Raw genomic sequence first — 22681 nt, 5'->3', positions numbered from 1 at the left:
CGCAGTCTTAGACTGGCGTCCCTATGAACCACTCCTCCTTCGTGCACCTGCATAACCACACCGAGTACTCGATGCTGGACGGTGCCGCGAAGATCACGCCGATGCTGGCCGAGGTGGAGCGGCTGGGAATGCCCGCGGTCGGGATGACCGACCACGGAAACATGTTCGGCGCCAGCGAGTTCTACAACGCGGCGACCAAGGTCGGGATCAAGCCGATCATCGGGGTCGAGGCCTACATCGCACCCGCTTCTCGCTTCGACACCCGGCGCATCCTGTGGGGCGACCCCAGCCAGAAGTCCGACGACGTCTCCGGCAGCGGCTCATACACGCACCTGACGATGGTCGCCGAGAACGCCACCGGCCTGCGCAACCTGTTCAAGCTGTCCTCGCTGGCGTCGTTCGAGGGCCAGCTCGGCAAGTGGTCGCGGATGGACGCCGAGATCATCGCCGAACACGCCGAGGGCATCATCGCCACCACCGGCTGCCCGTCGGGCGAGGTCCAGACCCGCCTGCGGCTGGGACAGGACCGCGAGGCGCTGGAATCGGCCGCCAAGTGGCGCGAGATCTTCGGCGCCGACAACTACTTCCTCGAGCTGATGGACCACGGGCTGTCCATCGAGCAGCGCGTGCGCGAGGGGCTGCTCGAGATCGGCCGCAAGCTGGACATCCGCCCCCTGGCGACCAACGACTGCCACTACGTCACCCGCGACGCCGCCCACAACCACGAGGCGCTGTTGTGCGTGCAGACCGGCAAGACCCTGTCGGATCCCAACCGGTTCAAGTTCGACGGCGACGGCTACTACCTGAAGTCGGCCGCCGAGATGCGCCAGCTCTGGGACGCCCAGATTCCCGGCGCCTGCGACTCGACGCTGCTGATCGCCGAGCGGGTGCAGCCCTACGACGACGTGTGGGCGCCGCGCGACCGGATGCCGGTCTTCCCGGTGCCCGAGGGCCACGACCAGGCGTCCTGGCTGCACCACGAGGTGATGGCCGGGCTGCGGCGGCGATTCCCGTCCGGTGTCGGCCAGGACTACATCGACCGCGCCGAATACGAGATCAAGGTCATCTGCGACAAAGGCTTCCCGTCGTACTTCTTGATCGTCGCCGACCTGATCAACTACGCCCGGTCGGTCGACATCCGGGTGGGCCCCGGGCGCGGTTCGGCGGCCGGCTCGCTGGTCGCCTACGCGCTGGGCATCACCAACATCGACCCGATTCCGCACGGGCTGCTGTTCGAGCGGTTCCTCAACCCCGAACGCCCGTCGGCACCCGACATCGACATCGACTTCGACGACCGTCGCCGCGGCGAGATGGTGCGCTACGCGGCCGAAAAGTGGGGTCAGGACCGGGTGGCGCAGGTCATCACGTTCGGCACCATCAAAACCAAAGCCGCGCTCAAGGATTCGGCGCGGATCCACTACGGCCAGCCCGGCTTCGCCATCGCCGACCGGATCACCAAGGCGTTGCCGCCGCCGATCATGGCCAAGGACATCCCGCTGTCCGGCATCACCGATCCGAACCACGAGCGGTACAAAGAGGCCGCCGAGGTGCGCGGCCTGATCGAAACCGATCCCGACGTGCGCACCATCTACCAGACCGCGCGCGGCCTGGAGGGCCTGATCCGCAACGCCGGCGTGCACGCCTGCGCGGTGATCATGAGCAGCGAGCCGCTCACCGAGGCCATCCCACTGTGGAAGCGGCCGCAGGACGGGGCCATCATCACCGGCTGGGACTACCCGTCGTGTGAGGCCATCGGCCTGCTGAAGATGGACTTCCTGGGCCTGCGCAACCTGACGATCATCGGCGACGCGCTGGAAAACATCAAGGCCAACAGGGGAATCGACCTCGACCTGGAATCGGTGCCGCTGGACGACAAGCCAACGTACGAGCTGCTGGGCCGCGGCGACACGCTCGGGGTGTTCCAGCTCGACGGCGGGCCGATGCGCGACCTGCTGCGCCGCATGCAGCCCACCGAGTTCAACGACATCGTCGCCGTGCTGGCGCTGTACCGTCCGGGTCCGATGGGCATGAACGCCCACAACGACTACGCCGACCGCAAGAACAACCGGCAGGCGATCAAGCCGATCCACCCGGAGCTCGAGGAGCCGTTGCGCGAAATCCTCTCGGAGACTTACGGTCTGATCGTCTACCAAGAGCAGATCATGTTCATCGCCCAGAAGGTCGCCTCCTACACGATGGGCAAGGCCGACGCGCTGCGTAAGGCGATGGGCAAGAAGAAGCTCGAGGTGCTCGAGGCCGAGTACAAGGGCTTCTACGAAGGCATGACCGCCAACGGTTTCTCCGAAAAGGCGGTGAAAGCGTTGTGGGACACCATCCTTCCGTTCGCCGGGTATGCGTTCAACAAGTCGCACGCCGCCGGCTACGGCCTGGTGTCCTACTGGACCGCCTATCTGAAGGCCAACTATCCGGCCGAATACATGGCCGGCCTGCTGACGTCCGTGGGCGACGACAAGGATAAGGCCGCGGTCTACCTGGCCGACTGCCGCAAGCTCGGCATCACCGTGTTGCCGCCGGACGTCAACGAGTCCCTGGTGAACTTCGCGTCGGTCGGCCAGGACATTCGCTTCGGCCTGGGCGCGGTGCGCAACGTCGGGGCCAACGTCGTGGGCTCGTTGATCAAGACCCGCAACGAGAAAGGCAAGTTCACCGACTTCTCGGATTACCTGAACAAGATCGACATCGCGGCCTGCAACAAGAAGGTCACCGAGTCGCTGATCAAGGCGGGCGCGTTCGACTCGCTGAGCCACGCCCGCAAGGGTCTGTTCCTGGTGCACACCGACGCGGTCGACTCGGTGCTGGGCACCAAGAAGGCCGAGGCGATAGGGCAATTCGACCTGTTCGGCGGCGACGGCTGTGGCACCGAGGATTCCGTGTTCACCATCAAGGTGCCCGAGGACGAGTGGGAGGACAAACACAAGCTGGCCCTGGAGCGCGAGATGCTCGGCCTGTACGTGTCCGGGCATCCGCTCAACGGCGTGGCGCACCTGCTGGCCGCCCAGGTGGACACCCAGATTCCGGCCATCCTGGACGGGGATGTCCCCAACGAGACGCAGGTGCGGGTGGGCGGCATCCTGGCGTCGGTCAACCGGCGGGTGAACAAGAACGGAATGCCCTGGGCGTCGGCGCAATTGGAAGACCTCACCGGCGGCATCGAGGTGATGTTCTTCCCCCACGCGTACTCGGCGTACGGTGCCGACATCGCCGACGACGCGGTGGTGCTGATCAACGCGAAGGTTGCCATCCGCGACGACCGCATCAGCCTGATCGCCAACGAGCTTGTGGTGCCGGACTTTTCCAACGCCCAGCCGAACCGGCCGATCGCGGTCAGCCTGCCCACCCGACAGTGCACCATCGACAAGGTCAGCGCGCTCAAGCAGGTGCTGGCGCGCCACCCCGGCACCGCCCAGGTGCACCTGCGGCTCATCAGCGGGGACCGGATCACCACCCTGGAGCTGGACGCCTCGCTGCGGGTGACGCCCTCGCCCGCGCTGATGGGCGACCTCAAGGAGCTGCTCGGCCCCGGCTGCCTCGGCAGCTAGGCGCTCGGGCGTCGCCGAGCCGGACGTCCATTGTGCGGCCAGCCGCACACTCGCGGCCGAACGTGAAGCCAGCCGCACGCTCGCGGGGTGGCTAGGGCGACGCCACCTCCACCCGGACGATGACGCTGTCGGCCCACACGCCGCGGTCGCGGGCGCGGCGCAGCTTCTCGCGCAAGCACAGGTCTTGGTGCACGTTGGTGACGCCCGGAATCTTGATCAGCGGCACGATGTTCCACTGCCAGCCATACCGTTCGCGCAGCACGCGGTTGGCCCGCTCGGCGTCGTCGCCCGAGAGGATGGTGGCGCGGCCGGCCAGGGTGGTCGCGCCCGGTCGCACCCGGCCGCGGTAGTCGCAGGCGGTGAGTTCGACGTCGCGGCGCGCGGCCAGCCGTTTCGTCTTCGGCCCCACCTTGGTGCGAAACAGCAGTGCGTCGCCGTCGAGCCCGAACCAGATCGGGGTGTCGACGGGGGTGCCGTCGCGGCGAAACGACCGGAGCAGCGCGTAGCGGTCCGCGGCCAGCCCGTCGAGGGAATGTGTGTGCATGGCCCCAGTCAACGACTTAGAGTTGGCTCTAAGTCAAGGGAGGCGGAATGAGCGCGCAGCTGACCATCGGCGAGGTGGCCCGCCGGGCCGGCGTCGCGGCGACCACGCTGCGCTACTACGAACAGATCGGGCTGGTGCCGCCGCCGGTGCGGTTGGGCGGGCAACGCCGCTACGACGATTCGGTGCTGCCCCGGCTGGAGGTCATCCGGCTGTGCAAGTCGGCCGGCTTCGCGCTCGAGGAGATCCAGCTGCTGTTCGCCGACGACGCCCCCGGGCGGCCCGCCAGCCGCGCGCTGGCCGAGGCCAAACTCGCCGCCATCGACGCGCAGATGGAGTCGCTGGCCCGGGCGCGCGCCGTGATCGAATGGGGCATGCGCTGCACGTGCCCCTCGATCGACGCATGCACGTGCGGCATTCACACCGCGTTGCCCGTCTGAGCAAAGGAGCTCCATGAGCCAGCCGCCGACCATCGCCGTGCGGAACTTCTCCCATGTCTGCATCGGCGTCTCCGACATCGAGGCGTCGCGCGAGTTCTACACCGCGGTGCTGGGCATGGACGTCGTGTTCGACATCGAACTCGACGGGGCGGGCCTGGCCGCGGTGACCGGCGGGGCCACACAGCGGGGCCGGATGGTCGGCGGGCTGATCGGCGGCGCCATGGTCGAACTGCTGTCGTTGGGCGAGGTCCCCGAATGCCCGAGCGGGCCGCACCTGGGTTACACCAACGTCTCGTTCCGCGTCGACGACCTCGACGCCACCTACGACGCCGTGCGGCGCGGGCATCCCGACGTCCGGGCCGAGCCGCCCGTCGACATCGGCGGGGTGCGGATGTTCTTCATCCACGACCCCGACGGCACGCCCATCGAATTGCTGGAGCTGCCCGCCGGCATATCGAGCACGCTGCAGCTGTGGCGCCCCGATACCGCATGATGTGTTCCGTGCCACTATCCACGCACGTACGCTCACACACATGACGACACCCGAGCGTCCCGTCACCCTATGCGAGGCGTTCCAGCGCAACGCGTCGATCGATCCGGACGCCGTCGCGCTGCGCACGCCCGGCGACACCCAGACGCTGACGTGGCGGGAGCTCGCGGCGCAGGTGCGCAAGGTCGCCGCGGGCCTGGCCGGCCTGGGCGTCGGGCCGGGCGACACGGTGTCGCTGATGATGGCCAACCGCATCGAGTTCTACCCCTTCGAGATCGGCGCCCAACACCTCGGGGCCACTTCGTTTTCGGTGTACAACACGCTGCCCGCCGAGCAGCTGACGTACCTGTTCGAAAACGCCGGCACCAAGGTCGCGATCTGCGAGGAGCAGTACGTCGACCGCATCCGCGCCAGCGGTGCGCCGATCGAGCACATCGTCTGCATCGACGGTTCGCCGCCGGGCACGATCTCGGTGGACGACGTGTACGCCGCCGCGCGCGAGGGGTTCGACTTCGAGGCGACCTGGCGGGCGGTGCGACCCGACGACGTCGTCACGCTCATCTACACCTCCGGGACCACCGGAAACCCCAAGGGCGTCGAGATGACCCACGCCAACCTGCTTTTCGAGGCCTACGCCCTCAATGCCGTCCTCCCGTCCCAGTTCGGTGACCGGGTCACCTCCTACCTCCCGACGGCCCACATCGCCGACCGGGTGATGGGCCTGTACGGCCTGGAGGTGTTCGGCGCCCAGGTGACGGTCGTCTCCGACGTCCGCGCCATCGCCGCCGCGCTGCCCGACGTGCGGCCCACGGTTTGGGGCGGGGTGCCCCGCGTGTGGGAAAAGCTCAAGGCCGGAATCGAATTCGCGATCGGCAACGAGGCGGACGAGGTCAAGCGTCAGGCGCTGCAGTGGGCGATGTCGGTGGCCGCCAAGCGCGGCGCCGCCCTGCTGACCGGTGAGCCGATCTCCGACGAGCTGGCAGCCGAATGGGCCCAGGCCGACGAGCTGGTGCTGTCCAAGCTGCGCGAGCGGCTGGGCTTCGGTGAACTGCGCTGGGCGGTGTCGGGGGCGGCGCCCATCCCGAAGGAGACGCTGGCGTTCTTCCTCGGTCTCGGCGTTCCGATCGCCGAGGTGTGGGGGATGTCGGAGCTCAGCTGCGTGGCCAGCGTCAGCCACCCCCGCGACGCGCGCCTGGGCACCGTCGGCAAGCTGCTGCCCGGGCTCGAGGGCAAGGTCGCCGACGACGGCGAGTTTCTGGTGCGCGGTCCGCTGGTGATGAAGGGGTACCGCAAGGAACCCGCCAAGACCGCGGAGGCGATCGACGCCGACGGCTGGTTGCACACCGGCGACATCATCGAGGTCGACGACGAGGGCTATCTGCGGATCATCGACCGCAAGAAGGAGCTGATCATCAACGCGGCCGGAAAGAACATGTCGCCGGCCAACATTGAGACCACCGTCCTGGCCGCCTGCCCGATGGTCGGCGTGATGATCACGATCGGCGACGGTCGGCCCTACAACGCCGCGCTGATGGTCTTCGACGCCGAATCGGTCGGGCCGTACGCGGCGCAGCACGGCCTGGACGACGCGTCACCCGAAGCCCTGGCGGCCCACCCGGAGGTCATCGCCCGCGTCGCCGCGGGCGTGGCCGAGGGCAACGCCAAATTGTCCCGGGTGGAACAGATCAAGCGCTTCCGCATCCTGCCCTCGCTCTGGGAGCCCGGGGGAGACGAGATCACGCTGACCATGAAGCTCAAGCGCAAGCCGATCATGGCGAAATACGCCGACGAGATCGAGGAACTCTACGCGCCCGAGCTGCACCCGGACGTGCACGAGCCTTCGGCCGCGGCGACGGTGCAGCCGGCATGAGCGGGGGACCGGCGTCGGCCGCAAGTGAATTTGGCCGGGCGGGTGTGCGAAAGCTGTTGCAGCGCAGCGGATTGGTCGAGGAATCGACGGCACCGCTGGCGACGGACCCGGCGGAGGTCGCCCAGCTGCTTGCCGCCCCGTGGTACGACGAGCGGCTACGCGGGCTGGCCGACGAGCTCGGGCGCGACCTGGCCGACGTCCGCGCCGAGGCCGCCTGCTACCTGCGGGAGATGGCGCCCTCCCTGGACGAGCGGGCGGTCCGGGCGTGGCGCAGCTTCAGCCGCTGGCTGATGCGGGCCTACGACGTGCTGGTCGACGAGGACCAGATCTCGCAGTTGCGCAGGCTCGACCGCAAAGCGACTCTGGCGTTTGCCTTTTCGCATCGCTCCTATCTGGACGGTCTGCTGCTGCCGGAGGTGATTCAGGCCAACCGGCTCTCGGCCGCGCTGACCTTCGGCGGGGCGAATCTCAACTTCTTCCCGATGGGGGCGTGGGCCAAGCGCACCGGCACGATCTTCATTCGGCGCCAGACCAAAGACATTCCCGTGTACCGCTTCGTGTTGCGCGCCTACGCCGCTCAGCTGGTGCAGAACCACGCCAACCTCACCTGGTCGATCGAGGGCGGCCGCACCCGGACGGGCAAGCTGCGGCCCCCGGTGTTCGGGATCCTCCGCTACATCAGCGACGCCGTCGACGAAATCGACGGCCCCGAAGTGTATTTGGTGCCCACCTCGATCGTGTACGACCAGCTGCACGAGGTCGAGGCGATGACCACCGAGGCCTACGGCGCAACGAAGCGGCCCGAGGACTTTCGTTTCCTCATCCGGCTGGCGAGACAGCAGGGGGAGCGGCTCGGCCGCGCCTACCTCGACTTCGGCGAACCGCTGCCGTTGCGCAAGAGGCTCGAGGAGCTGCGCGCCGAAGAATCCGGAGCGAGCACCGAGATCGAACGCATCGCGCTCGACGTCGAACACCGGATCAACCGCGCCACCCCGGTCACCCCGACCGCCGTGGTGAGTCTGGCGCTGCTGGGCGCCGACCGCTCGCTGTCCATCAGCGAGGTGCTGGCCACCGTGCGGCCGCTGGCGAGCTACATCGCCGCGCGGAACTGGGCGGTGGCCGGCGCCGCCGACCTGACCAATCGTTCGACCATCCGCTGGACCCTGCATCAGCTCGTCGAGTCCGGCGTGGTCAGCGTGTACGACGCCGGCACCGAACCGGTCTGGGGCATCGGCGCCGACCAGCACCTGGTCGCGGCGTTCTACCGCAACGCCGCCATCCACATCGTGGTCGACCGCGCGATCGCCGAGACGGCGTTACTGGCCGCCGTCGAAAATGCCGAGGCCTCCGTCGAGGGTTTGGTGTTGCCGTCGGCCGTGCGCGACGAGGCCTTGGCCCTGCGCGAGTTGCTCAAATTCGAGTTCCTGTTCGCGGCGCGCGCCCAGTTCGAAAAGGAGCTCGCCGACGAGGTGCGCCTGATCGGGCGGGTGGAGGACACCAGCAAGGCCGCCGGCGCCGCCGACGTGCGCGGGCTGTTGGAGAAGGCCGACCTGCTGCTGGCGCACCTGGTGCTGCGTCCGTTCCTGGACGCCTACCACATCGTCGCCGACCGGTTGGCCGCCTACGACGACGAATCATTCGACGAGGGCGCGTTTCTCGCCGAGTGCCTCGAGGTGGGCAAGCAATGGGAGCTGCAACGCAGGATCGCCAGCGCCGAGTCGAGGTCGATGGAGTTGTTCAAGACCGCGTTGCGGTTGGCCCGGCACCGCGAGCTGGTGGACGGCTTCGAGGATATGAACATCGCCCACCGCCGCCGCGAGTTCGCCGACCAGATCGCCACTGCCGTCCGCCGGGTCAACGCGATCGCGGGCCTGGCCGGTATGCGGTAGGCGGCGGCGCATCGTTGTCGGCAGAAATTTGTCGGACCCCCCTGCCATGATGGATTCATGTCCTCGGTCGCATCTCCTCCCGTAGAGGTGAATCCTGCTGAGCGGCTTGACGTGTTGTTCGACGAGCTGGCCGAGTTGGCCGGTCAGCGCAACGCGATCGACGGGCGCATCGTGGAGATCGTCGCGGAGCTGGATCGCGGCGACCTCTGCGGCGTTACGGGCGCGCGGTCGGTCGCGGCGCTGGTGGGTTGGAAGATCGGCCTGTCATCGACGAACGCCCACACGATCACCACCGTCGCGCGCAGGCTCGAGGCGTTTCCGCGCTGCGCGCAAGCCATGCGCGAGGGGCGACTGTCGCTGGATCAGGTCGGCGTCATCGCGGCGCGGGCGGGCGACGGATCCGATGAGCATTACTCGGAGTTGGCGCGCTGCGCCACCGTCAACCAGCTGCGCACCGCCGTCAAGCTGGAACCGCGACCCGAACCCGATGCTCGGCCCCAGCAGCAACCGTCGATCACGAAGACAGCCGATGAGGAGTTCACCTCGTGGCGGATCAGGCTTCCGCACGTGGATGCGGCGAAGTTCGACGCGGCACTGGCGTCGCATCGCGATGCGCTGGTCGCCGAGTGGAAGCGCGATCGGGGCAATGAACGCTGCGCATCCGATGCCGCGCCGCCGCTGCCGGGCACCCTAGAGGCGTTCATGCGCCTGGTCGAGGCCGGCTGGGATGCCGAGGCGGCCCGGCGGCCGCACGGGCAGCACACCACTGTGGTGGTGCATGTCGATGTCGAGCAACGCGCCGCCGCACTGCATCTGGGTCCGCTGCTCACCGACGCCGAACGCCGATACCTGACCCGTGATGCCACGTGTGAGGTTTGGTTCGAGCGGGACGGCGAGGTCATCGGCGCCGGCCGGGCGACCCGCCAGATCAACCGGCGGCTTCGTCGCGCGCTCGAGCACCGCCATGCCACGTGCGCGGTACCCGGCTGCGGCGCCACCCGCGGTCTGCACGCGCACCACATCCAACATTGGGAAGACGGCGGCCCAACGGAGTTGGCCAACCTGGTCCTGGTTTGCCCCTATCACCACCGGTTGCACCACCGTGGCGGCATCATCATCACCGGAGCCGGCGACGATCTCGTCGTCACCGACGGCTCGGGCCGTCCACTGAGTGCGGGATCGCTTGCGCGTGCGCCCAACCTGGCCCCGCCCGCCGTGCCGCCGTGGCCCGGGCCCTTCGGCGAGCGCGCCGACTGGTGGTGGTACGACCCCTTCGAGCCGCAGCCACCGCCGACGAACAACTAGGTTGGAGTTCGGACCGAGGGGCGGTGGCGGCTCGCCGCGACGCGGGCCACCCGCCCCGTCAACCGGCACCGAACGGAGCCTCGCGATGACCAGCGTCGACAATCCCACTCCGCCGCAGGACTTATCGGGGATCGTTGGATGCCGGTTCATCTACACCTACGCCAACGGCTGGCGCTACGAGATGTATGTCAAGAACGACCGAACCATCGACTATCGGATCCATTCCGGTCATGTCGGCGGGCGGTGGGTCAAGGGCCAGGAGGTCGACCTGGTGCAGCTCGACACCGACAGTTACAAGATTTCGTGGACCGAGCCGACGGGCACTTCGGTGGCCGTCAACGTCATGCCCGGCAAGCGGCGAATCCACGGCGTGATCTTCTTTCCCCAGTGGATCCGCCGGCACGGCGAGCGCACGGTGTGTTTTCAGAACGATCATCTCGACCAGATGCGGGCCTACCGGGACGAGGGGCCCACGTATCCGATCTTCACCGTGCCGGAATTCGGCTACATCACACTGTTCGAGCGTGTCGGTGCCGACGACGAATCGGTGATCGACGTCGCCCCCGGCCAGCTGCCAGCGGGCTGGGCCGACCGCACGAATTGACACGTCGCCACGTACCGAATCGAGGAGTCGATGAGTGACAAGTCCGGCGAGCCCACCCGCCCGCTGATCGCGTTCACCACCGGTGCCAACGCGCCGCCGATCACACCGGCCCCCATCAGCCGGCCGTGGATGTCGGCGATGCGAAACGGTTGGCCGAACCGGTGCCTACCCATGCTCATCGCCAACCAAAGTGGCTGGGAGCTGCGCAATCCGTGCGCATTCACCGCGACCTGGATGGGCGGGGACGACAGCATGGGGGTGATCATCGCGCCCGACCGTCGCGACCCCGCCCAGCTGCTGCCGTTCAGTCACTTCGGTCACGGCATCCTGACCTGGCACCTGCCGATGCTGTTTCGCACCCCGCCCGGCTATAACCTGTTGGTCCGCGGGCCGGCGAACTATCCCAAGGACGCGGTATCGCCGCTGGAGGGCATCGTCGAGACCGACTGGGCCACTTCGAGTTTCAGCATGAGCTGGCAGATCACCCGGAAGATGATGCCGGTGCGGTTCGACGTCGACGAGCCCATCTGCATGATCGTCCCGCAGCGCCGCGCCGAGCTGGAGGAGTTCGCCCCGGAGATCCGGCCGATCGAGTCTGACGAGGATGTGCGCCGTAAACACGAGTACTTCCTGCGTTCACGAAACGAGCTGGGCCAGGCGCAGGCCGCAACCAACACCGCCCTGGGCGAGAAAGTGCCGTGGCAGGGCGACTACACCCGGGGCAGGCATTCCGACGGCGAGCCCGGGGCGCCCGATCACCAGACCCGCATCCACCTTCGCCCGTTCGCCGATACGCGGCAGGCGATCACCGCGCCCCCGCCCGCCGGGCCCGCGACATAGAGTTGGTGCCATGCCACTTTCAGGGGAATACGCGCCGAGCCCGTGGGACTGGGCCCGCGAACAGGCCGAGAAGTACGAGCAGTCGGGCGGCACCGAAGCCACGGACATGAAGGGGAAGCCCATCATCGTGCTGACCACGGTCGGCGCCAAGACGGGCAAGCTCCGCAAGACCCCGCTGATGCGGGTGGAGCACGACGGCGAGTACGCCATCGTCGCCTCGCTGGGCGGGGCCCCGAAACACCCCGTCTGGTACCACAACGTGGTGAAGAACCCGCGGGTCGAGCTGCAGGACGGCGGAACCACCCGCGAGTACGAGGCCCGCGAGGTGTTCGGCGACGAGAAGGCCCTCTGGTGGGAGCGTGCGGTCGAGGCCTGGCCCGACTACGCCGAATACCAGAAGAAAACCGACCGCCAGATCCCGGTGTTCGTCCTGACCCCGGTGGGCTGAATTCCGAAGTTGGCGGGCCGGCGTGGCACCATTGATCGGTGTCCGCCGAACTGAGCCAGAGCATGGGGCCGCCGCCTCTGCTGTCCGGGGCTGACATCGACGGCGCGGCCAAGCGCATCGCCGCGGTCGTCACGCCGACGCCGCTGCAGTTGAGCGATCGGCTGTCGGCGATCACCGGCGCGAACGTCTACCTCAAGCGGGAAGACCTGCAGGTGGTGCGCTCCTACAAGCTGCGCGGGGCCTACAACCTGCTGGTTCAGCTGTCCGACGAGGAACTGGCGGCCGGGGTGGTGTGCTCGTCGGCGGGCAATCACGCGCAGGGCTTCGCCTACGCGTGCCGGACCCTGGGCGTGCACGGCCGGGTCTACGTGCCCGCCAAGACCCCCCAGCAAAAACGCGACCGGATCCGCTACCACGGCGGGGAGTTCATCGAGCTGATCGTGGGCGGAACGACCTACGACCTGGCCGCCGAGGCCGCGCTGGCCGACGTCGAACGCACCGGCGCCACGCTGGTGCCGCCGTACGACGACCTGCGCACCATCGCCGGGCAGGGCACCATCGCCGTCGAACTGCTCGATCAGCTGGACAGGCTCGGCGCGGGGGAGCCCGACCTGGTGGTGGTCCCGGTCGGCGGCGGCGGCTGCATCGCGGGCATCACCACCTACCTGGCCGAGCGGACGGCGAACACGTCGGTGCTGGGCGTCGAACCGGCCGGCGCCGCGGCGATGATGGCCGCGCTGGCCGCCGGCGAGCCGGTGGAGCTGGACCACGTCGACCAGTTCGTCGACGGCGCCGCGGTGCGGCGCGCGGGCACGCTGACCTACGCGGCGCTGGCGGCGGCCGGCGACATGGTGTCGATCACGGCGATCGACGAGGGCGCGGTCTGCACCGCGATGCTGGACCTCTATCAGAACGAGGGCATCATCGCCGAGCCCGCGGGCGCGCTGTCGGTCGCGGGGCTGCTGGAGGCGGACATCGAGCCCGGTTCCACCGTCGTGTGCCTCATCTCGGGCGGCAACAACGACGTGTCGCGCTACGGCGAGGTGCTCGAACGCTCGCTGGTGCACCTGGGCCTCAAGCACTACTTCCTGGTGGACTTCCCGCAGGAGCCCGGCGCGCTGCGCCGGTTCCTGGACGAGGTGCTGGGCCCCGACGACGACATCACCCTGTTCGAGTACATCAAGCGCAACAACCGCGAGACCGGCGAGGCGCTGGTCGGCATCCAGCTGGCCTCCTCGGCCGACCTGGACGGCCTGCTGGCCCGGATGCGCGCAACCGAACTCCACGTCGAACGCCTGGAACCCGGCTCGCCGGCCTACCGCTACCTGCTGTTCTAACCCCCGGGCCGCGCTGCATGGACCAGCAATATGGCCCCGGTGCTGGCGGGTTCGGCCTGGTCGGCGCCGGCATCGTCGCGCTGCTCGTGTTGCTCGCGTGGGTGGCGCTTCGGGTCGCCCGACGCGGACCCCCGTTCCGGACGCTCTGGGTGAGGGCGTCGAAGACGCTGACCTGGGCCCGTGACCGAATCAGCGACCGAGGGTGGTCACTGGCCCGTCGGTGGTCCGAGAGCGAGGTCGCCGGTGTCGCCTTGCTGCTCGGGCTGGCCGCGGTCGTCGCGCTTGCGGTCGGCTTCAGCGAGGTCCTCGAGGACGTGCTCGAGGGCGACGGCATTGCCGGAATCGACCAACCGGTGACTCGTTGGCTCGCAGCCCACCGTGAACTCTGGCTGACCGCGGCTCTGCGGGTGCTCACCGTCGCGGGCGGACCCCTCTTCCTGACGGCGATCGCGTTGCCGATTTCCGTTGCCGCCGGTTACCGGAGCAAGTCGTGGCGGCCCATCGTGCTCGCCCTGGTCGGCGGCGGTGTGGTGCCGCTGGTGCTCTTCACCGCCAAGGCCTTGGTGGGTCGGCCACGACCGCCCTTGCCCTTCGCGCTCGTCGACGCGGACGGGTATTCGTTCCCGTCCGGGCACGCCACCGGCACCGCCGCGATCATGGTGATCTCCGCGTGGATGCTGACCCGCTGGCTGATCCTGCGGTGGGCCGGGCGGGTGATCGTGTGGACCGTCGCGATCGGCTCGGCGTTCCTGATCGGGTTCTCGCGGGTGTATCTGGGAGTCCATTACGTCAGCGACGTGCTTTCCGGCTGGATGCTGGGCCTGGCCTGGGCCGGCACCGTCATGCTCGTCGGAACCTGGTGGGACGACACCCAGCGCGCGCGGGTGAGCCTCACGCCTTCTGCTCGCTGAGGTACCCCGGCACCGCCAGCGCCGGGTCGAGGTCCGTGGCCGGCACCGGCGACCCGGCCGTCACGCTCAGCGGCACCACTCCCGCCCAGTAGGGCAGCGCGCAATCCTCCGGATCGTCCACCGGGCCGCCGGCGCGCACCTTGGCCGACACCTCCAGTAGGTCCAGCGCGAGCATCCCGGTGGCGGCCAGCTCCCGCGGATCGGGGGGCCGGCAGTCGGCGGCGCGCCCGCGGGCGATGTGGTCCAGCAGGCCGGCCAGCGCCCGCGATTTCTCGCCCGCGTCGTCGACGACGCGCGCTGCGCCCAGCGCGACCACCGAGCGGAAGTTCACCGAGTGGTGCATGGCGGCGCGCGCCAGCACCAGCCCGTCGACCAGGGTGACCGTGACGCACACGGGCAGGCCCGACGGGGCCGCCCTGGCGGCGAGCAGGGGACCGCCACCGGTCGAACCGTGCAGGTAGAGCGTCTCGCCGAGGCGGACGTGGGTCGTCGGCAGGACCACCGGGCGGCCGGCGCTGAGGTAACCCAGGTGGCAGATCGGCGATTCGTCCAGGATCCGGTGCACGGTCTCGCGGTCGTAGCGGGCGCGCTCCCGGTAGCGGGTGGGCGTCGTGCGCGGAGTCGGCTGGTATCCGGTGTCCATTGCCTATGCCTTTGTTCTAGTACATAATTAATTGCGTGCCAGTACAAAGCAGCATAACCGGAACGGGCGCGGAGTCCATAGCGGCCAGCATCGAGGAGGCTGTCTCGACCGGCGCGCTGGCGCCCGGTGACGCCCTGCCGCCCGTCCGGGAACTGGCCGCCCAGCTCGGCGTGAACGCCAATACCGCGGCGGCGGCCTACCGCCTGCTGCGCCATCGCGGGGCCGTGGAGACGGCCGGCCGCCGCGGCACCCGGGTGCGGCACCGCCCGGCGACCACCCCCCGGTCGCTGCTCGGGCTCGACGTCCCCACCGGCGTGCGCGACCTGTCGACCGGCAATCCCAACCCCGCCCTCTTACCCCTGGCGGGCGCCACGCTGCCGGCCCCGGTGATCGGCCGCCCGGTGCTGTACGGGCAGCCGGCCATGTCGGCGGCGTTGGTCGAGTTCGCCCGGGTGGCGCTGTCCGCCGATGGCGTCGCGGCCGAACACCTCGCGGTGACCAGCGGGGCGCTCGACGGCCTCGAACGCGTCCTGATCGCCCACCTGCGTCCCGGCGACCGGGTCGCCGTCGAAGACCCGGGCTGGGGGAACGTGTTCGATCTCCTTGCCGCCCTGGGGCTTTCGGCCGAGCCGGTCCGGGTCGACGACGACGGACCGCTGCCCGCCGACCTGGCGGCGGCGCTGGACCGCGGTGTGCGCGGGCTCATCGTCACCACGCGCGCCCAAAACCCCACGGGCGCCGCGCTATCCGCCGAGCGCGCCGACGCGCTGCGGCAACTGCTGGCGCGCCGGGGCGGTGACGTGCTGCTCATCGAAGACGACCACTGCGCCGGCATCTCGGGCGCGCCGCTGCACACCTTGGCCGGCGCGACTCGGCATTGGGCGTTCGTGCGGTCCGCGTCCAAGGCGTACGGGCCCGACCTGCGGGTGGCCGTCCTCGCCGGCGACCACCGCACGGTCGAGCGCGTGCACGGGCGGCTGCGGCTCGGGCCGGGCTGGGTGAGCCACCTGCTGCAGGACCTGGCCGTCAGCCTGTGGTCGGACGGGGCGGCCGCGCGCCTGATCGCCACGGCCGAGCGGCAATACGCCGACACCCGCCGGGGACTATCCGCCGCCTTGGCCGAGCGCGGCGTCGCGGCGCACGGCAGGTCCGGGCTCAACATATGGATCCCCGTGCCCGACGAGACCGTTGCGATCACCAGGCTGTTGCGCGCGGGCTGGGCCGCGGCACCCGGCACCCGATTCCGGATCGGCACGCCGCCGGGCATCCGCGTCACCATCGCGGACCTGACCGCCGGCGAGATCGGCCCCCTAGCCGACGCGATCGCCGAGGCGGTGCACAGCGCGGGCCGCCCCAGCGTCTAGGCGGGCGTCAAGCCCCGCCGTTTCCCAGGCCGGGGCCCGTCCACAGCAGCTCGACGCTGCGGTCCGGCGGCGCCTCGTTGACCACGACGAGCGGAGCCGGCACCGGCTTCTTCTTCCTCAGCAAGCCGATCAACCGGCCGAACGCGAATTGAGTCATGGCCGAATCATCGGCGGTGGCTCGCCCCGCCGCTCACCGTTATCCACAGCGCAGGATGGCCACCGACTGGCCTTCCAGCACCGTGCCGTCGGCCTCGACCGCGGGCGTGCCCCACGCCAGGAGCACGTCTCCGGCGACGGGCACCCGCACCGGCTCGGCGCCGAGGTTGCACACGACGCGCAGCCCGCCGCGGGACACGCTGATCCAGCGGTGGTCCTCGTCGTAGTCGACCGCGAGGCGCTCCAGCCAGGGGTCGGCCAGGTCGGGGTCGCCGTGGCGCAGCGCGATCAGGTCGCGGTAGAACCGGTGCAGCCGGCCGTGTTCGCCGGCGTCGACCTCGTCCCAATCGAGTTTCGAGCGCGCGAACGTCTGCGGGTCCTGCGGGTCGGGGATGTCGTCGGCGTCCCAGCCGTGCTCGGCGAACTCGGCCTTGCGCCCCCGGGCGGTGGCCTCGGCCAGCTCCGGCTCCGGATGGGAGCTGAAGAACTGAAACGGTGTGGACGCCCCGTACTCCTCGCCCATGAAAAGCATTGCGGTGAAGGGCGTCCCGAGCGCGAGCGCGGCCTTGATCGCCAGCTGTCCGCCGGTCAGGTTCTGCGACGGGCGGTCACCGAGGGCCCGGTTGCCCACCTGGTCATGGGTGCAGGTGTACGCGACCAGCCGGGTGCCCGGGATTCCTGACTTCTTCGTGGTGTCCAACGGCCGGCCGTGTCGGCGGTGCCGGAACGACGAATAGGTCGCGGCATGAAAGTACCCGTGGCGCAGGGTCTGGGCCAGGGTGGCCAGGCTGCCGAAATCGGCATAGTAGCCCTGACGTTCGCCGGACACCGCCGTATGGATGGCGTGGTGGATGTCGTCGGCCCATTGCGCCGTCAGGCCGTAGCCGCCGCGGTCCCGCGGGCTGATCAGCCGCGGGTCGTTGAGATCGCTCTCGGCGATCAGCGACAGCGGGCGCCCCAATTGCTGTGCCAGCCAATCCGTTTCGGTCGCGAGCTCCTCGAGGATGTGGATGGCGGTGGTGTCCACCAGCGCGTGCACCGCGTCCAGCCGCAGCCCGTCGGCGTGAAAGTCGCGCATCCAGCGCAGCGCGCAGCCGATGATGTAGCGGCGCACCTCGTCGGAGTAGGCGTCGGCGATGTTGATGCCCTCGCCCCACGGGTTGCTGGCCGACGACAGGTAGGGCCCGAACTTCGGCAGGTAATTGCCCGACGGGCCGAGGTGGTTGAACACCGCGTCGATCAACACGCCCAGCCCGCGCGCGTGGCAGGCGTCGACGAACCGGACCAGGCCGTCGGGGCCGCCGTAGGGTTCGTGCACGCTGTACCACAGCACCCCGTCGTAGCCCCAGCCATGGGTTCCGGCAAAGGAATTCACCGGCATCAGCTCGACGAAGTCGACGCCCAGGTCCACCAGGTAGTCCAGCTTCTCGATGGCGGCGTCGAAGGTGCCGGCGCCGGTGAAGGTGCCCAGGTGCATCTCGTAGATCACCGCGCCCTGCACCGGCCGGCCCTTCCAGTCGCCGTCGGTCCAGGTTGCGCCGGCCGGGTCCCACAGCTGGGAGCGGGAGTGCACGCCGTCGGGCTGGCGGGCCGAGCGCGGGTCGGGCAGCACGGTCGGGTCGTCGTCGAGCAGGAAGCCGTAGCGGGCGTCCGGGGCGGCGTCGACAAACGCGTGCCACCAGCCGTCGTCGGAGCGGGTCATCGGGCGCACGTCGCCCTCGACGTCGAGCCGAACCGACTCCGGTTTGGGCGCCCAGACCCGGAATTCAGTCATGGTGGCGCTCCAGCAGCGCGACGGGCAGCTCGGCGAACAATTGGGCCGCCGCCGTCGGCCCGTCCGCGATGGCCCCGCTGAGCGCGTCCTTCCAGGTGCCCTCGGGCAACGCCAGAACCGTATTGCCCCAGCCGCTTTCGGTCAGGCGCACGGTCCACCGGGTCACCGCGACCACGACGTCCTCGCCCCGGCGGAAGGCCAGCACGTGATCGCCGGCGTCGCCGTTGGCCAGCACGGGGACGTAGTCACCGCGCAGGAAGCTGTCCGGGTGGGCGCGTCGCACCCGCAGCGCCGTCGTGACGACCCGGATATTCGGATGCTCGAGCGCCTTCAGCGCGGCGCGCCGGGCGGCGTAGTCGACGGCCCTGCGGTTGTCCGGGTCGACCAGGCTGTCGTCCCACAGCTCGGTGCCTTGGTAGACGTCCGGTATCCCGGGGACGGTCAGCGCGAGCAGCTTCTGGCCCAGGGCGTCACTGGCGGCGTGCGGATTGAGCTGGCCGACCAATTCGGTCAGCTGGCCGGCCACCGGGCCGTCGAAGACGCCGTCCAGCCACCGGTGCACCGCGTCCTCGAACTCGGTGTTCGGCTCGTTCCACGAGGTGTGCCAGGCCGCTTCCCGGATGGCCTTCTCGGCGTAGGCGTGCAGCCGCTCGCGCAGCTCGGCGGTGATTTCGCCGCTGACCGGCCACACACCGAAGATGTTCTGCCACAGGAACTGTCCGGTCGCGGGGTCGGGGGACGGTGCGGCGATCTCCCAGCGGGCGAGGAACTCCGTCCACAGCGACGGGACCTGGGAGAGCACCCCGATCCGGGCCCGGACGTCCTCGCCGCGTTTGGTGTCGTGGGTGGTCAGCGTGGTCATCGTGTGCGGCCACAGCCGGGCGCGGGCCGCGGAGCTGTGGTGGAACTCGGCCGCGCCGACACCGAAGCGGTGCGGTTCGCCGCCCACCTCGTTGAGCGACACCAGCCGCGCGTCGCGGTAGAAGTAGCAGTCCTCCACCGACTTGGCGGTGACGGCGCCGCAGAGCTGCTGCAGCCGGGTGGCCGGTTCGCCGCCGCGGGCCAACGCGGCGGCGAGCACCTGCAGGGCGGGCCCCAATTCCGGTGACTGCGCCTGCGTTTCGGCCAGTGCGGTGGGCATGATCGCCGCCAGGCCGGGGTAGTCGCTGCGGTACACGCCGATGTGGGTGAGCAGCGCGGCCACCGCTTCCGGCAGTTGCGGGTGATCGGTTCCGGCGGCCGCGACGATGCTGCGGCGCAGCCGGCGCAGCTCGCTTGCCAGCGTGTCGGTCGCCGCGCGGATCTTCAGTTCCGCCAACATCTTAGGGGTCGCGGCGTAGTCCACTCCCGCCGACTCCACGAGCGCGGTCAGCGCCGGTGCGCCGTTCGGGTCGACGAAGACGCCGCCGATCTCGCGCAGCACGTCGTAGCCGGTGGTGCCGCCGATGGGCAGCGTGGGTTCGAGCGCCTCGTCGACCGCGAGGATCTTCTCGATGACGATCCAGGTCTGCGGGCCAACCGATTCCCGCAACCACGCCAGGTAGCCGCAGGGATCCGACAAGCCGTCCGGGTGGTCGATGCGCACGCCGTCGACGAGCCCGTCGGCCACCCATCGGGCGACCTCGGCGTGGGTGGCGTCGAACACGGCGCGGTCCTCCTGGCGCAGCCCGGCCAGGGAGGTGATCGAGAAGAAGCGCCGGTAGCCGCACACGCCGTTGCGCCAGCCCACCAGCCGGTAGTGCTGGCGGTCGTGGACCTGTCGGCCGGTGCCGTCGCCGGTGCCGGGGGCGATGGGCAGCGCGAGGTCGCCCAGTCGCAGTAGGTCGCCGTCGACCTTCAGATCGGCGGCGTCGTCGTCGGAACCCAGGATCGGCAACACGATGCGGCCGTCCTCGTCGAGCTCCCAGTCGATGTCGAAATACGTTGCGTACTGCGACGATCGGCCATGCCGCAGGACGTCCCACCACCAGGCGTTCTGTTGGGGCTGGTCGACTCCGACGTGATTGGGCACGATGTCGACGATCAGCCCGATGCCCCGTTCGCGCGCGGCCGCCGAGAGCCGCGCCAGCCCGTCGCGGCCGCCGAGTTCGGGGGAGACCGTGGTGGGGTCGGTGACGTCGTAGCCGTGGTTGGAGCCGGTGGCCGCGGTCATGATCGGGGACAGGTAAACGTGGGAGACCCCGAGTTCGTCCAGGTAGTCCAGCAGGTTTTCGGCGTCGGCGAAGGTGAACGCGAATCCGCTGGCCTCACCGCGCAGCTGCAACCGGTAGGTCGAGAGTATCGGAAAAGGCATGCGTCACATGGTCTTACGTAAGACCAGAAGGGAGCGCCCGGGCAGCGAGACCTTCTCTTCGGCGTTCACCTGCTGGTCGGCGTCACCCGCCGGGTGATTGGTGTCCAGTTCCACGGTCCACTCCTGCGCATAGTCGTCGTTCGGCATCACGAACTCCACCGGCTCCCCACCGGCGTTGAAGCACAACAGGAATGAGTCGTCGACCACCCGTTCACCGCGTGCGTTGGGTGCGGTGATGGCCTCGCCGTTGAGGAACACCGCCACACACTTGTGAATGCTTTCGCCCCAGTCCTCGTGCGTCATCTCCCGGCTGCTCGGGTTCAGCCAGGCAATGTCGCGGACCTCTTCGCCGGTTCGGATCGGCTCGCCCTCGAAGAACCGGCGCCGGCGGAACACCGGATGGTTTTTGCGCAGCGCGGTGACCTTGCGCGCGAAGGCCAGCAGGTCGGCATTCTTGTCGACCAATGACCAATCCATCCAAGACAATTCGGAGTCCTGGCAGTACACGTTGTTGTTGCCGTTCTGGGTGCGGCCCAGTTCGTCGCCGTGCGCGATCATCGGCGTGCCCTGACTGAGCATCAGGGTCGCCCAGAAGTTGCGCATCTGGCGCCGGCGCAGCGCCATGATCTCCGGGTCGTCGGTCGGTCCCTCGACGCCGCAGTTCCACGAGCGGTTGTGGCTTTCGCCGTCGCGGTTGTCCTCGCCGTTGGCCAGGTTGTGCTTTTCGTTGTAGGAAACCAGGTCATTCAGCGTGAACCCGTCGTGGGCGGTGACGAAGTTGATGCTGGCGCTGGGACGCCGGCCGGTCGCCTCGTACAGGTCCGACGACCCGGTCAGCCGGGAAGCGAACTCGCCCAGGGTTGCGGGCTCGCCCCGCCAGTAGTCACGCACAGTATCGCGATACTTCCCGTTCCACTCCGTCCACAAACCCGGGAAATTGCCGACTTGATAGCCGCCCTCGCCCACGTCCCACGGCTCGGCGATCAATTTGACCTGGCTGACGATCGGATCTTGCTGCACCAGGTCGAAAAAGGCGCTCAGCCGGTCGACGTCGTGCAGCTCGCGGGCGAGCGTGGCGGCCAGGTCGAACCGGAAGCCGTCGACGTGCATCTCGGTCACCCAGTAGCGCAGCGAGTCCATGATCAGCTGCAGCACGTGCGGGTGACGCGGGTTGAGGCTGTTGCCGGTGCCGGTGTAGTCCTTGTAGAGCCGCAGATCGGTGTCGACGAGCCGGTAGTACGCAGCGTTGTCGATGCCACGGAAGTTGATGGTGGGCCCCAGATGGTTGCCCTCGGCGGTGTGGTTGTACACCACGTCGAGGATGACCTCGATGTTGGCCTCGTGCAGGCTGCGCACCATGGATTTGAACTCCGCGACGCTGGAGGTGCGGTTGGCCGCGTACTGGTTGTGCGGGGCGAAGTATCCGAAGGTGTTGTAGCCCCAATAGTTTCGCAGTCCCAGGTCCAGCAGCCGCGAGTCGTGCATGAATTGGTGCACCGGCATCAGCTCCAGCGCGGTGACGTTGAGGGACTTCAGGTGATCGATCACCACGGGGTGTGCCAGCCCGGCGTAGGTGCCGCGGAGTTCCTCGGGAATGCCCGGATGGGTCTGCGTCATGCCCTTCACGTGGGCCTCGTAGATCACCGTCTCGTGGTACGGGGTGAGCGGCGACCGGTCCGAGCCCCAGTCGAAGAAGGGGTTGCTCACCACGCTGGTCATGGTGTGGCCCAGCGAGTCGACCATCGGCGGCGTCCCGGGGTCGGCGTTGTCGCCGTCGGGGCCGACGGCCTTGAGGTCGTAGGAGAACAACGCCTGGCCGAACGTGAAGTCGCCGTGAAAGGCCTTGCCGTACGGGTCGAGCAGCAGCTTGCTCGGGTCGCACCGGTGGCCGGCGGCCGGGTCGAACGGCCCGTACACGCGGAAGCCGTAGCGCTGGCCCGGGGTGATGTTCGGCAGATAGGCATGCCAGACAAAGCCGTCGACCTCGTCGAGGGGAATCCGCGACTCCGCGCCCGCGTCGTCGATCAGACACAACTCGACCTTCTCGGCTATCTCGGAGAACAACGAGAAGTTGGTCCCCGCGCCGTCATAGGAGGCGCCCAGCGGGTAGGGGTTGCCCGGCCAGACGGTGGCCAGTCTCGGCTGTTGGTTACCAGCTACGCCTGTTTCTGAAGCGTGATCGTTGGTCGGCACCATCTGACCTTATCCGCGCTCGG

General features: G+C 69.0%; 18 protein-coding genes. 12 read left to right on the top strand and 6 right to left on the bottom strand.

Annotation, left to right across the window (positions count from 1 at the left end):
* The first annotated feature begins 23 nt into the window (after nt 1-23).
* Nucleotides 24-3560 (top strand): DNA polymerase III subunit alpha, encoded by a 3537-nt coding sequence (gene dnaE, locus A5730_RS22260; protein ID WP_067905392.1) that lies wholly within the window; start codon nt 24-26, stop codon nt 3558-3560.
* A 91-nt stretch (nt 3561-3651) separates the two neighbouring features.
* On the opposite strand, the gene A5730_RS22255 is transcribed toward dnaE, so the two are convergent.
* Nucleotides 3652-4104: a PPOX class F420-dependent oxidoreductase gene (locus A5730_RS22255; protein ID WP_067905390.1), complete on the bottom strand. Its 453-nt coding sequence runs from the start codon at nt 4102-4104 to the stop codon at nt 3652-3654.
* Between the two features lie 47 nt (nt 4105-4151).
* On the opposite strand from A5730_RS22255, the gene A5730_RS22250 reads away from it, so the two are divergent.
* The 10 genes from A5730_RS22250 (at nt 4152) to A5730_RS22205 (ending at nt 14235) form a co-directional block, all read left to right on the top strand.
* On the top strand, nt 4152-4541 hold the full coding sequence (locus tag A5730_RS22250; protein ID WP_067905388.1) for a MerR family transcriptional regulator: 390 nt from the start codon (nt 4152-4154) through the stop codon (nt 4539-4541).
* Between the two features lie 13 nt (nt 4542-4554).
* Complete coding sequence (locus tag A5730_RS22245; RefSeq protein WP_067905386.1) at nt 4555-5034, top strand: VOC family protein; 480 nt, start codon at nt 4555-4557, stop codon at nt 5032-5034.
* 40 nt (nt 5035-5074) lie between these two features.
* Nucleotides 5075-6901, top strand: coding sequence for a fatty acid--CoA ligase FadD11 (fadD11, locus tag A5730_RS22240; RefSeq protein ID WP_067905384.1), 1827 nt, complete (start codon nt 5075-5077; stop codon nt 6899-6901).
* Nucleotides 6898-8790 (top strand): lysophospholipid acyltransferase, encoded by a 1893-nt coding sequence (locus A5730_RS22235; RefSeq protein ID WP_067905382.1) that lies wholly within the window; start codon nt 6898-6900, stop codon nt 8788-8790. Before fadD11 ends, A5730_RS22235 begins: the two co-directional genes overlap by 4 nt.
* 57 nt (nt 8791-8847) lie before the next feature.
* On the top strand, nt 8848-10095 hold the full coding sequence (locus tag A5730_RS22230) for an HNH endonuclease signature motif containing protein (protein WP_067905380.1): 1248 nt from the start codon (nt 8848-8850) through the stop codon (nt 10093-10095).
* Between the two features lie 85 nt (nt 10096-10180).
* Nucleotides 10181-10699: a phenolic acid decarboxylase gene (locus A5730_RS22225; protein ID WP_067905378.1), complete on the top strand. Its 519-nt coding sequence runs from the start codon at nt 10181-10183 to the stop codon at nt 10697-10699.
* Nucleotides 10700-10729: 30 nt separating this feature from the next.
* The gene (locus A5730_RS22220; RefSeq protein WP_067905376.1) at nt 10730-11539 is read left to right on the top strand and encodes a DUF6065 family protein; all 810 of its coding nucleotides are present in this window, start codon (nt 10730-10732) and stop codon (nt 11537-11539) included.
* Nucleotides 11540-11549: 10 nt separating this feature from the next.
* Complete coding sequence (locus A5730_RS22215; RefSeq protein WP_067905374.1) at nt 11550-11987, top strand: nitroreductase family deazaflavin-dependent oxidoreductase; 438 nt, start codon at nt 11550-11552, stop codon at nt 11985-11987.
* A 38-nt stretch (nt 11988-12025) separates the two neighbouring features.
* Nucleotides 12026-13324, top strand: coding sequence for a threonine ammonia-lyase (gene ilvA / locus A5730_RS22210; RefSeq protein ID WP_067905372.1), 1299 nt, complete (start codon nt 12026-12028; stop codon nt 13322-13324).
* 17 nt (nt 13325-13341) lie between these two features.
* Entirely contained in the window at nt 13342-14235 is an 894-nt protein-coding gene (locus tag A5730_RS22205; RefSeq protein WP_067905370.1) for a phosphatase PAP2 family protein, read from the top strand.
* Here A5730_RS22205 and A5730_RS22200 read toward each other — a convergent pair.
* Complete coding sequence (locus tag A5730_RS22200) at nt 14216-14878, bottom strand: pyridoxamine 5'-phosphate oxidase family protein (RefSeq protein ID WP_067905368.1); 663 nt, start codon at nt 14876-14878, stop codon at nt 14216-14218. The genes A5730_RS22205 and A5730_RS22200 overlap by 20 nt on opposite strands.
* Before the next feature lie 35 nt (nt 14879-14913).
* Between A5730_RS22200 and A5730_RS22195 the strand changes: the two genes are divergently transcribed.
* The gene (locus A5730_RS22195) at nt 14914-16242 is read left to right on the top strand and encodes an aminotransferase class I/II-fold pyridoxal phosphate-dependent enzyme (RefSeq protein ID WP_067905366.1); all 1329 of its coding nucleotides are present in this window, start codon (nt 14914-14916) and stop codon (nt 16240-16242) included.
* Between the two features lie 7 nt (nt 16243-16249).
* Here the strand turns inward: A5730_RS22195 and A5730_RS24850 are convergent, their stop codons facing one another.
* The 4 genes from A5730_RS24850 to glgX are packed head-to-tail and all read right to left on the bottom strand — an operon-like array spanning nt 16250 to nt 22661.
* Nucleotides 16250-16399: a hypothetical protein gene (locus A5730_RS24850; RefSeq protein ID WP_156745893.1), complete on the bottom strand. Its 150-nt coding sequence runs from the start codon at nt 16397-16399 to the stop codon at nt 16250-16252.
* Nucleotides 16400-16438: 39 nt separating this feature from the next.
* A complete protein-coding gene (gene treZ, locus A5730_RS22190; protein ID WP_067905364.1) occupies nt 16439-18172 on the bottom strand; it encodes a malto-oligosyltrehalose trehalohydrolase in 1734 nt (577 codons plus the stop codon).
* Nucleotides 18165-20465 (bottom strand): malto-oligosyltrehalose synthase, encoded by a 2301-nt coding sequence (treY, locus tag A5730_RS22185; protein WP_067905362.1) that lies wholly within the window; start codon nt 20463-20465, stop codon nt 18165-18167. The genes treZ and treY overlap by 8 nt, the downstream gene beginning before the upstream one ends.
* A 3-nt stretch (nt 20466-20468) precedes the next feature.
* A complete protein-coding gene (gene glgX / locus A5730_RS22180) occupies nt 20469-22661 on the bottom strand; it encodes a glycogen debranching protein GlgX (protein WP_067905360.1) in 2193 nt (730 codons plus the stop codon).
* Nucleotides 22662-22681: the final 20 nt, after the last annotated feature.

This window comes from Mycobacterium sp. ACS4054 (genome assembly GCF_001667275.1).
Lineage (GTDB): Bacteria > Actinomycetota > Actinomycetes > Mycobacteriales > Mycobacteriaceae > Mycobacterium.
The sequence above is the reverse complement of the archived record's forward strand: the minus strand, read 5'-3'. Positions and strand labels throughout refer to the sequence as shown.